This window comes from Hymenobacter terrenus (assembly GCF_000972495.1).
GTDB lineage: Bacteria > Bacteroidota > Bacteroidia > Cytophagales > Hymenobacteraceae > Hymenobacter > Hymenobacter terrenus.
The window spans coordinates 68985-80802 of sequence record NZ_LATM01000021.1 but is presented as its reverse complement, the minus strand read 5'-3'; the positions used below and the strand labels follow the sequence as shown (position 1 = coordinate 80802).

The window sequence follows — 11818 nt, the reverse complement described above, 5'->3', positions numbered from 1 at the left end:
AAGGTATGAAAAACTTTTCGTGATACAAGCAAAAGAAGAAAAATAGTTTTTGATTTTGCTTCTTTCGCTTTTCAAGCTTTCCGCTTCCTATTTGAAGCGGGGTGCAAAGGTACAGCGCTTTTTTCGGCTTCCACAAGGCCTTTCGAAAAAATATTTTCTAAGACTTTGCTCAGGCGGCACGAAAGGCCAGACAAGCTGGAGGTTCGTGAAGTTCCGTAACCTCTCAATTTTCTTCGAGAGCTTTTTCTTTTAGGGAACCCGACGTCCGTTTGACGATTTGGGATTGCAAAAGTAGTGGGTTTTTCTCGATCAGCAAAGGCGTGTTTAAAGATTTCTGCGAGTTAGAATGAGCGAGCAGCATTTTGAGAAGGCGCTCTGATTCTAAATCAGCAACTTAAGCTTATCAGCTTTTTAGGGATTTTAGCGGATTGGTTCGGGAGCGAAGAAATCCGCTAGGTTGGGTTGGAATTGGCGGGGGCGTTTCGCTTCGTATTGCTGGATGGAGCGACCTAATTGAGCGAGGAAGGGCAGGCCGATGGAGTCGTATTCATAGACGCCATCATTGATGATACCATCTTGATTGACGTAGAGAACGGCACTGAGCATGAATTCGGCTTGGTGGAGGGAGTCGGCGAAGTAGGCGATATCGGAGAGGTAGCCGTGTGACATGCCTACTATATTGTAGATGCGAAGGATGGATTCAGTAGGAAGCTCTGGGTTACGGCCGTAGTAGAGGTACTTCTTGTAGGCATCGAAGTAGCGCACGGGGGCGTAGGGACGGAAGCCAGATTCGTGCGGCGGAGCATGGAGGTAGCGGCGGAGAAAGGCGTAATCATTAGCGGTGAGGGTAAGGCGCTGGCTTTCGGGGACGGTGGCAGGGAAAAGAATGCTCTGGAGCAGGGTGGTGACATCGGCTAGCGGAAGGTGATTGGCAGCGGTGAAATCATAGGGCTTCCGGATGATGCGGCGCCCGACTTGGTAGGCGCGGCCTTTTACGACGCGGCCGAGGGGGCTGATGTAGGGCTGCGGGTTCACTTTAGCGGCCTCCTTATATATGGTATCACCTTGCGGGGTATGGAAGCTGATGGGATTGGTGTGGCGGTTGGCGGTGGTGTCGCAGGGCGCGAAGCGGCGAGTGATGCGCACGTTGGGGTAGCCGAGTTGGGCGAGACGGGCGTTGAGGGAGCGCTGACCCAGGAATTCGTAGAGACGATTATAGGCCACGTTGTCGCTGACAAGGAGCATTCGCTTGATGTAGTTGCCAACAGTGGTGGTTTGGTCAGAATCGGCAGGGGCGGCGAAGGGAACGGGGGTTTGGCAGCGGTAAGCCGTGCCGGTGACCATGATGGTGCGGCGGGTGACGTCGGGCCTGTTAAGTTGCTCGAGCTTTTCGAGGGAGAGGGCTGCGACGGGGAGCTTGACAAGGCTGGCGGGGTTGAAGTACTGACGGGGGTTGAGGTGGTAGGTGTGAGGGATGAATGTGGGGCGGTTTTGGGCGTCGCGGTTGATTTGGGTGTAGATGACCTGGAGTTCGTATTGGGGATTAGTGGCGACGCGGGATAATTGGGGGTTCTCTTTTAATAAGAAGTCTAGTAAGGGAGAGTCGCCGGGCATTGACCCCACGAGCCCCCCATGGGGCAGGCCCCCTGTTCCGGAAAGAGGGGGAGCCAAGCGACTGTTTGCGGCTAGTGTTGTTATCGTTAATAGGAAGGCGGCTCCTATTATATAGTGTAGTAGGGTGGGCGTTTTCATAGGATATTGAAATAGAAAGGGCCGTGGTGTTGCCACCACGGCCCTGTGAGGCAGTTTTTAGCGAGTATTTAATCAGCCAGCGGAATTAAGCGGCGGGCCAGGAGAAGATTGGAGTCGGTTTGGCGCCAGTTGTAGCCGGTCCCGAACGGTAATGGTTTGGGGCGGTGGGCACTGTCGGTGTAGGCGGCGGTAAGCTCGGGTTGGTAGTGTTTGGCGAACAGGTTGATGGGACGGTGGTAGGTGCCGTAGTAGTTGAACTGCCAGGCGCCTTTCTGGAAGAACTTCATGGCGATGCCCGAATCGTCTTGCAGAATGTAGCGGCTGTTGCGGAGAATCAAGCGGCGAATTTCGCTGAAATAGAGTTTATGCATCAGATACGTGGCTGACTTCACGTAGGTCGTGAGTGGGCCGAGGGAACGCACGAAGGCGAGCGGCGCCGGCTTCGTGTTCAGGCCATGGTTGCTGAGGTCGCCGGAGAAATAGTAGACGGTTTTGGGCTGACCATCGGGGCCGCGCAGCTTCATTTCAACGCCGGGGACCGATTTAGGGTCGGTGGCCTGGGTGGTATCAGTGGCCTGGAGCTGACCGCTAGCATCCAGGCGCACGGAGCGGATGGCGGTGACCTGATTGCCGGTGCGGGCGGCGAAGAGCATCATCAGTGGCAGGGCGCCGTCAAGCTCTACCGATTTCAGGTCGACGGCCATGTCATTAGTCCGGAAAAAGCTGAAGTTGAGTACCGACCAAAGCGAGGCTTTGACGGCGGGAAACAGCCGCGGATTTTCGAGCGAAGTGCGGGCCGGGACACTGCCGACCGGCTCCAGCCCCATCAGCACGTAGGTTTGGCTGGTGGGAAACATGGTGAAGACGTTCAGAAAATCTGGGCCGCTGAACGGGTAAAAGATGGTGGGACTGCTCTGGTGCACAGAATCAAGCTCTGTTTTGGCCCACTTAGTCATGCTGGTGGTGTGGGTGGCGCGGTACTTGGCCCAGCTTTTATCCTGGTCTTTGGCGAAGGCTCGCCAAGTGGGCTGGTCGGCGAGTTTGATGAGGTTGCTGTGCTGGCTGGGACGCAGGCCACCCAGGAACATGGCCACGTCGTGGGCGTAAGCGGTATCGGGGGTGGCAGTGCTGGCAGGTGCGTCGGTGGGTTGGGCGCTACCGGGCTTGGTAGAATCCATATGGGCGGCCGTCGTCGCCATGGATTCTTCGGTAGACTTTGCCTTTTCCGTTTTAGTACTTGACTCGGAACAGGCGGTGAGCAGAAGCAGAGCGGCCGGCAGAAAACGGCGCGCAGCAGTACGTAAATGCATTATAATTACGAATAAGAAAAAGTGGGGCTACTATGAACAACGCTCGGAATGAGCGCACAAGTTACGGTTCTGCTTTAACCTTGAGTAGCAGGCATGGAGCGCGTAGTGCGCATGGTAAGGAAATATACTAGTAAACCGATGCCCAAGGTGGCGAGACCATAAAGCGACTCCTTGGGCTTGTCGCGCAGGATGAAGGCCAGCGTCCAGCCACTTAGCCCCAGAAAAACCAGCGGGGTGAGCGGGTATCCCCAGGCGCGGTACGGGCGCGGCAGTTCCGGCTTCGTCCACCGCAGGACAAACAGGCCCAGCACCGTGAGAAACGTAAACAGATTCAGCACGAAGCCAGCGTAGACCAGTACTTCCTTGAAACTCGGCTTGAGCACGAAGGCCAGGGTAATGACCGTTTGTAGCAGCAGAGCGCGCACGGGGATGCCGGCGCGGCTGCGGGGCGCCAGCCAGCGCAGGGCCGGAATATCCTCCCCCATGGTCTGGACAATGCGGGGGCCGGCAAAAACCATCGAGCTAATAGTAGAAACGAGCAACGCCGCAATAACACCGCCCATCAGCCGGCCACCCAGCGGACCGAAAAGTGAAGTAGCCGCCACGAAACCGACCTCAACCTGCCCGCTCAAACCGGCCAGCGGCGTGGAGCGCAAGAACACATAATTGAGCCCTACATATAATAGGAGCACGACGGCCGTACCAGCCAATAGAATGCGGGATAGGTTACGCCTAGGGTTTTCAATTTCGCCAGTAATGTACACCGCCGCATTCCAGCCTGAATACGCGTAGCTCACATAAACCAACGACACAGCAAAAGCCGGGCTCAGCATGGCATGCCAGCCGGCGGCATCGGGCGCGAAGCTGAGCGGCTGCCCCTCCCCCACTACCATGCCCGCACCAATAAAAATCACCAGCACCCCCACCTTGACGGCGGTAATAACGACCTGGAGCCGGCTGCCGACGCGGGTGCTGCTGCCATGCACCAATGTGAGGAGCAACACTACGCTCACCGAAAGCCAAGTGGGGTGCAGGTCCGGCCACAGGCTTTTGGCGTATTCGCCCAGCGCCAGCGCGGCCAGTGCCGTCGGCGCGGCAAAGCCAACGGTGGCCGATACCCAACCCGACAAAAAGCCGAGCGCCGGGTGATAAATCTGGCCTAGGTAATGATACTCGCCGCCCGAACGGGGCATGGCCGCGGCCAGTTCGCCGTAGCATACGGCCCCGCACAGGGCAATCAGCCCCCCTACCAGCCACAGCATCAGCAGCGCAAAGCCGCTCTGAATGCCTAATACCTGGAACCCCAGGCTGGTAAACACTCCAGTTCCCACCATGTTGGCGATGACGATGGCGGCTCCAGTCAGAAAGGTGATTTTGTAAGCGTTAACGGACAAAGCTGGGGGCATGAAACAAGTGGCGAAAACTCAAAAGTACACCCCGCGCCCCCGTTCAAGCTCAGCCTTCGCTGCTTCTATGGTCTTCCCCACGGCTCCGAAGCGTCTTCCCACCCCTTCGAAGCCCGTTCCCGGCATTCCGAAGCCACTGCTCGCCATTCCGAAGATCGTTCCCGGACTCCCGAAGCTCGTTCCTACCATTCCGAAACGTCTTCCCGGCGTTCCGAAGCCTCTTTCCGCCGACGAGAATGGGCTTCGGAACGCCGGGAAGACGTTTCGGAATGGCTACAATATCTGACTAAATGCTTTTGGGCCGCTTATAAAGCGGTACGGTGCTGCACGGCTCACCGTACATCACGCTGCTGACCACCGGAAGCAGCTTTTGCATGATGGCCACGTAGGCAAACGTGGGCACGGGCACGTTGCCACAGCCCTTCACCACCACCTTGGCATCGCGGTACTCTTCACCATCAATGGCCGCAATTGCTTCCTGAAACAAGGCCTGCTCCAAGGCTTCAAGATTGCCGAAAACGTAGTGATGGGCGTGGTTTTGGAGTTTGGTAGCGAGCAGCATGTAGGCCCAAGTGGGCACAATGGCATCGGCCGAGCAAATAATGGCCACGTTCTTACCCTCGTACTGGGCCCAGTCGTTGGTTTTGATGAACTCGCGGAAGTCCTTCTCGCGCAGCATCAGGCCGTGGAAAAGGTTCTCCTTGATATCGTACACCACCCGCTCGCCGGGGTGAATAAACTCTTCCAAATTGAGGGTAACGAGGCCGCTATTGGTGACACGGTTGACGAAGAGGGGTTCCATAATGTAGCGTGGACTTGGCAGTCCGCGTATTTTATAATGAGTGCTAAGTCGGTGCAGGGACGCGAACTACAGAGCCCGCGCTACTTCTTCGGCGTGGTAGTGTATACTTCTTTCAAGTAAAACGGCTCGTAGTACGCCACATCCTGAAACTCCTGTCGGTGGTAAGCCGCCACCGCCAACTGCCCCAGCGCTACGGCCGAGGGCTCAATTCCCGCCAGGAAACCAGCATTCTGCTGCTCCCCCAGCAATACCTGAAACTTCGCCGCGCCGTGGCCGAAGAATAACACGGAATGGTGGGCCAATTGTTCGGCGAGCGTCTCGGTATCGAGCAGGAGCGGGGTGGGCGCCAATACCTCCTGCCCATCGTGGCGGTAGAGGGCGGCGTACACCTCCAGGCGCCGGGCGTCCAGCATGGGGCAATACAGGTAGTTTCCGGGTCGCGTCGTGACGGCCGCCACCTGTGCCGTCAGGGCTCTAAGTGTGCTCACGGCCACCAACGGAATATTCAGCGCGAAGCACAAGCCCTTCGCCGCAGCGGCCCCGATACGCAGGCCGGTATAAGAGCCAGGCCCGTCGCTCACGGCCACGGCAGCCAGGTCGGCGAGGAAATGCCCCGTGTTTGCGAGCAGCTGCTCGATTAAAATAGTAAGGTGCGTGGAGTGCGACTTATCCAGCCGTAGCTCAGACTGACCAATTAGGGAGCCATTGGCAACGCGGTGCAGGGCGACCGAGCAGACGGGGGACGAGGTTTCGAGGGAGAGGAGGACTGTGGACATAAACTGCATGCAAGTTGGCACTATAAAGCAACTACTCGCGAGCAACTCGTTTGGCGCGCCATGTATCTTTGGTAGAAGCCTCCTGATGCAGTTGCCATATCCTCCGCCGCTCAACCCACTTTCGCGCCCCGCCGGGCCACAAAACTAACCACGCCGCCAGCCTCAGCCCGCCCCAGAGAGTTGCCCAAAATAATCGTTGAAGCTACCGCTGAAACGTTCATGGCGGTATTTCAGGCGCTGCCCAGCGTAGTACGCCGGTGCATCGTGTAACTGACTGAGGAACAAGAAGACGAATTAGACGCGCAGGAGCTAGCCGCCGCTCGCACTGCCAATCCTGAAGATTTTAACTCTGCTAATGCTATTACACTAGCGGAGTACATGAGCCAGCGCCGGGCGCGTCTGCAAAAACATGATAAGGCCGGGCCGCTGACAGCATGAAGCAGCGCAAGCCACCCAGTCCTCAGTCCACGCCTGCGCCCACTTCTCCGCCAACTTATACCATCAAGCTATTCCGCCTGACTCAGAAACAACTAGATAAACTGCTGGGTGCCGCAGCCGAGCGAATAGAAGTCAAGCTTCTCGAATTGGTAATCGAACCGCGGCCGTCTGGCGTCAAAAAGCTCACAGGCTAGATAAGCTGCCGCATTCGGGTGGGTGATATCGGGTCTTGTACGCCATTTTTGACGACATACTGCTGGTCGAAGTAATGAAAGTGAGGCAGCGAGGTAACTTCTACGATAAGTAGGAATTATTGACCATTACCAGTCACGCAATGCCGGACAACTGAACAGAGCGATGAATAGATTTTGAGGGAGTTTTACTCAGCGTTATAATTCGGGTTTTGACTGATATAATCCTCTATCACTTCTTCCAATGAGTAGTCTTCTTCATGCTCGGAAAAGCGAGCAATGTATTGTGTCAACTCTTCTTTCGAGAATGCAGGGCTAATCAAAACCTCATAAACATGGTCAGCCAAAAGCTGCTGCAAAATAGATTTATAATCGACCACAAAGACAAAGCCTAGTTTTTCAGGCCCTTCATCACATTCCCAAAATTCATAACGAGTGACGCTTCTCGCTTCGAGAGAAGTATAAAACCACTCGTCTGCCTGCTGATTGTGACCCCATGAAGTAGTATGAGCCCTGAATCTCCACAAAAACCCATCGTTGAAATCATCAACGGTGACCAACTCTTCCGGGAACTCAGGAATCCCCCATGCCTTTCGATTTGCACTGAAGCTACCCGCGTCCTGACTCCGAATGAATGCTGCTCTGCTTTTTGCAGCATCTGTGTTCAGCACTTCCAATCGCCGCGCTAGCTCCAGCTGCAAGTCTCTGGAACTGCAAATACCATTCAGCTCAGATGACGAGCGAATGACTTTGGCTAGAATGCTCGGCTGTTTGACAAGCTCACGTATTGAAATCTCTTCTTCACTCATGATGGATAAATAAAAAGCAGGCACCTTTCAGCGCCTGCTTTGCGATTTAACACAGTTCAAAACTACTTCGTCCCCGCCGACTTCCGGGCGCTTGCCGCCTGGCCACTCGGCTTCAGCAGCGCCGCGTAGCGGTTGGGGTCGTTCAGCACGGCCACGGCGGCGATGATGTTGGGGTCGTCGTCGAAGCCGGCTTCGGTGCGGCCTTTTTCGAAGTAGTAGCGCGACACGATTTCCTGCTCCAGCAGCTCTTTGATTTCGGGCTTAAAGCGTTGCAAGTCATTGGCTTTGTTCACGGTGATTTTTTTGCGAACAGCTTCGAGTTCCAATTTCACGTCGTCGTAGTGTTTTTCTTCCCTCACCTTCTTGCTGAGGTCGGTGAGGGCTTTTTCGGCGTCGGTGCTATAGCTAAGATTCTTGCCTTGCAGGAAGGTAACGAACTTCTGGTAATCCACATCCGAAAGCTTGAACTGACGGGCTGGCGCGATGCTGGGATGCTCGGCGCGGTAGCGAGTAGCGTAATCGAAGAGGTAGCTTTTCTGGAGCAGAATGCGCGTGATGTCCGCAATCTCGCGGTCCTGCACCTCAATATCCGGGGCTACCCCGCCGCCGTCGTACACGGTGCGGCCAGCAGTGGTTTTGAAAGCCGTGCGTAGCGAGTCAGGAAATTTACCCAGAGTGCCATCTTCGGCGCGGTGGGCGTAATCAATTTCCTGAATGCAGCGGCCACTGGGGATGTAGTATTTAGCGGTGGTCACCTTCAGCTGCGAGTTGTAGCTTAGCGGCCGGGTAGCTTGTACGAGGCCTTTGCCGAAGGTACGCTCGCCCACCAGCACGGCACGGTCGTAGTCCTGCAACACGCCGGATACGATTTCGGAAGCCGATGCCGAACGGTTGGAGGTGATGATGGCCACTGGTATCTGAGTATCGAGCGGCTGGTCGAGCGCTTTGTAGGTCTTATTCCACTCGGTTACCTTGCCCTTCGTGCTCACCACATCGAGGCCTTTATCGATGAAGAGGTTAGAAATATTCACCGCCTCGTTGAGCAAGCCGCCGGGGTTGTCGCGGATGTCGAAGACAATTTTCTTAGCGCCCTGCTCCTTAAGCTTGGTTACGGCGGCCCGGACTTCCTTGCCAGCATCCACCGTAAAACCGCCGAGCTGGAAGTAGCCAACATCGCCGGAAATCATGCCCATGTAGGGCACGTTATCAACCTGAATTTTATCGCGGGTGATGTCAATTGCGACCGGCTTATCCTGCCCGTAGCGCGTCACCATCAGCTTTACCACCGAGTTGGCTTGGCCCTTGAGAAGCTTGCTGATATCGGAATTGGTTTTTTTATCGACTACTACGCCATTGATGTCAAGAATTTCGTCGCCGGGAAGCAGGCCGGCTTTTTGGGCCGGGTAGCCTTCGTAGGCGCTTTGCACCACCGTCTTGCCATTGCGTTTCACCACCGACGCACCAATGCCGCCGTACTGCCCGGTGGTCATGGTGCGGAAGTCCTCGATATCGTCTTCCGGGATATAGTTGGTATAAGGGTCGAGCGAGCGTAGCATGGCGTCAATCCCCGTTTTTACCAGCTTAGCGGGCGTTATTTCGTCCACGTAGTAGGTATTGACTTCCTTGAAGAGCGTGGCGAAAATATCGAGGTTCTTGGCAATCTCGAAGTATCGCTCATTATCAGAGGCAGCCCGGAAAGACACCAAGCCCAGCGTGCTCAGGGCCAGAGTAGCGAGTAGTTTTTTACGAATAGTCATACACAACGGGTAGCAAGAAAGCGGATCTACGCGGCAGGCGGCGGTGGGGATGCCTCGGCCGACGTGCCCAACAAACGATGGAATGCGGAAATTAATTTTTTTTCCACTAACGTCAGTGGACTTTTTTCCTTGCCCGTGAAGATAATACCAAGAAGAGCGACTCGGTGCCCGTTAGGTTGCTCCAACAACCGATATTTATTAAGTCGATACGCCTCACGGATGAGCCTTTTAATACGGTTGCGGTCGACGGCTCGTTTAAAAGTGCGCTTGCTCACGCTGATCAGTACTTGCGGGGGCTCGACGGTGGGTACCTCGGTGGCAACCCAAACGATGCGCAGGGGGTAAATGCCAAAAGAGGAACCCTGCTTGCCAAAAAGCTCATCGATGAGCTTCTTGCGGCACAGGTGTTCCTCTTTCGGGAAGGTGTACTTTCGGGTGCTTGTTCCTTGGTCCTTGGTGCCTGGCATAAAGCGGCTCAGTTAGTACTTACTAAGCACCATGCACCAACAACCAAGCACTAAAGCCCTAGCGCTTATGCTTGCCTTCGTCGGATACGGTAAGGCGCTTGCGGCCTTTGGCACGACGACGGGCCAGCACGTTGCGGCCATTGGCGGTTTCCATGCGGAGACGGAAGCCATGCTTGTTAACGCGCTTGCGCTTCGAAGGTTGATAGGTGCGTTTCATATTAAAGTCGAGTTTCGAGTTGGGCCGGCAAAGGTACGGGCTTTGTCTGGAAAAGGCAAGGGCCTCAGCCACTTTTACACATCACATGCTTACCTGAAGTAGCTTTATACACTTTTACCCTGTTTCGGCAATGATTCAATACCGCATTTCCTACGAGAATTCCCTCACCTTTTACCTACAGATTGAGCTAACCCTGAACCTGCCCGCTGAAGCCACCACTCCGCTGGAACTACAGCTTCCTGCCTGGCGCCCCGGTCGTTACGAGCTACAAAACTTTGCGCAAAAGATTCAGAAGGTTGAGATATTCGATGCCAATACCAACCAGCTTCTCCCCTACCGCAAGCTCACGAAGGACCGTTGGGAAGCAGCCAACACGGCTGGCCGCACAGTGCGGGTGCGCTATAATTTTTACGCCCACCAGATGGATGCCGGCGGCTCCTGGCTCGATGAGACGCAGTTGTACCTCAACCCAGTACAGGCCCTGATGTACGTTGAGGGCCGCCAAGAGGAAACCTGCGAATTGACGCTGGCCATTCCCGACGGCTGGCAAGTTGCCTGCGGCCTGCCGCAAACGGCTCCAAACGTGCTGACCGCGCAGAATTTCGACCAGCTGGCCGATTCACCGCTTATTGCTAGCCCGACCCTGGCACACCAGGAATATGAGGTTGGCGGCCTGCCATTTCACATCTGGGTGCAAGGGGAGGCCGAGTTGGATTGGCCGCAGATTCTGGCCGATTTCAAAGCCTTTTCGGAAGAGCAGCTAAAGCTGTTCGGCAGCTTTCCGGTGGCGGACTACCATTTTCTGAACCAGTTTCTGTCCTACAAACACTACCACGGCGTGGAGCACAATAACTCCACGGTGATTGTGCTGGGGCCGGCCGAGCTGATTATGAGCGAGGGCTTGTACAAAGAATTGCTCGGCGTGAGCTGCCACGAGCTGTTTCACACCTGGAACATCAAGAGCATTCGGCCGGCCGAAATGCAGCCCTACGACTACAGCCGCGAGAACTACTTCCGTACCTGCTTCATCGCCGAAGGCATCACAACTTATTACGGCGAATACTTGCTGGCTCGCAGCCACGTGCGCACCCCAGACCAGTATTTTGATGAGTTGAACACCGTGCTGCGCAAGCACTTTGACGACGCCGGAAGTGAAAACCTCTCGCTGGCCGACGCCTCGATGGACCTCTGGCTCGACGGCTACAAGTCCGGCGTGCCCGACCGCAAGGTGTCGGTGTATCACAAGGGCGCGCTGGCGGCGCTGATTCTGGACCTAACACTACGGCAGCTTTCTGGCCACGCCCGTAGCCTCGACGATGTGATGCGGCGACTATACGAGGAATTCGGCAAAACTGGCATTGGTTATACCGAAGCAGACTACATCCGCATTGTGAACGAGGTGGCGGGCCGCAACATGCAGGCGTATTTCGATAAGTTTATCTACGGCACTGCACCGCTAACCGAACCCTTGGATAAGGTGCTACACACCGTGGGTTGCCAGCTGCTGGTGGCCGAAAACGGCTCGGCCTCGGAGGGCGTATTTGGTTTCCGGACTGTGGTGAAGAATGAGCGAACGGAAGTAAGCGCCATCTGGCCCAACTCACCGGCCGCAACGGCTCTGACGGTGGACGATGAAATTGTGGCCGTGAATGGACGGCGCGTAGATATGAACTTGCAGTCGCTATTTAATAACGGCGCGGCGAGCTACGAAATCAGTGTGTTCCGTCAAAACCGACTGCTGACGGTGACGCTGGCGGCCGTGCCAGGGGTCAGCTTTGGGCAGCGCTACACTGTAGAAAAGCTGGAAACAGCGGATGCGGCACAGCAGGAAGGTTTTAGCAAGTGGCTGAACTGGACGTTTTAGCGTACGGCCGGCTGGTCAGTAAGTAATGG

At 55.6% G+C, this 11818-nt stretch carries 10 protein-coding genes; 1 reads left to right on the top strand and 9 read right to left on the bottom strand.

What is annotated here, in order from left to right; translation table 11 throughout:
* Positions 1-420: 420 nt before the first annotated feature.
* From WX88_RS20035 to rpmH, 9 genes are all read right to left on the bottom strand, one after another.
* A complete protein-coding gene (locus WX88_RS20035; RefSeq protein ID WP_082116171.1) occupies positions 421-1752 on the bottom strand; it encodes a serine hydrolase in 1332 nt (443 codons plus the stop codon).
* A gap of 68 nt (positions 1753-1820) precedes the next feature.
* Complete coding sequence (locus WX88_RS20030) at positions 1821-3062, bottom strand: hypothetical protein (RefSeq protein WP_052732889.1); 1242 nt, start codon at positions 3060-3062, stop codon at positions 1821-1823.
* Positions 3063-3136: 74 nt separating this feature from the next.
* On the bottom strand, positions 3137-4468 hold the full coding sequence (locus tag WX88_RS20025) for an APC family permease (RefSeq protein ID WP_046246186.1): 1332 nt from the start codon (positions 4466-4468) through the stop codon (positions 3137-3139).
* Positions 4469-4754: 286 nt separating this feature from the next.
* A complete protein-coding gene (locus tag WX88_RS20015; RefSeq protein ID WP_046246184.1) occupies positions 4755-5270 on the bottom strand; it encodes a DUF2480 family protein in 516 nt (171 codons plus the stop codon).
* An 80-nt stretch (positions 5271-5350) separates the two neighbouring features.
* Positions 5351-6046, bottom strand: a complete 696-nt coding sequence (gene tsaB / locus WX88_RS20010; RefSeq protein WP_046246201.1) for a tRNA (adenosine(37)-N6)-threonylcarbamoyltransferase complex dimerization subunit type 1 TsaB — start codon at positions 6044-6046, stop codon at positions 5351-5353.
* Between the two features lie 817 nt (positions 6047-6863).
* Positions 6864-7484, bottom strand: coding sequence for a hypothetical protein (locus WX88_RS20005; RefSeq protein WP_046246183.1), 621 nt, complete (start codon positions 7482-7484; stop codon positions 6864-6866).
* 62 nt (positions 7485-7546) lie between these two features.
* Complete coding sequence (locus WX88_RS20000) at positions 7547-9241, bottom strand: S41 family peptidase (protein WP_046246182.1); 1695 nt, start codon at positions 9239-9241, stop codon at positions 7547-7549.
* A 26-nt stretch (positions 9242-9267) separates the two neighbouring features.
* Entirely contained in the window at positions 9268-9708 is a 441-nt protein-coding gene (gene rnpA / locus WX88_RS19995; protein ID WP_046246181.1) for a ribonuclease P protein component, read from the bottom strand.
* 58 nt (positions 9709-9766) lie between these two features.
* Complete coding sequence (gene rpmH, locus WX88_RS19990) at positions 9767-9925, bottom strand: 50S ribosomal protein L34 (protein ID WP_046246180.1); 159 nt, start codon at positions 9923-9925, stop codon at positions 9767-9769.
* A gap of 130 nt (positions 9926-10055) precedes the next feature.
* Here rpmH and WX88_RS19985 point away from each other — a divergent pair, with 130 nt between their 5' ends.
* A complete protein-coding gene (locus WX88_RS19985; RefSeq protein WP_052732888.1) occupies positions 10056-11789 on the top strand; it encodes a M61 family metallopeptidase in 1734 nt (577 codons plus the stop codon).
* The last annotated feature ends 29 nt before the right edge of the window (positions 11790-11818 follow it).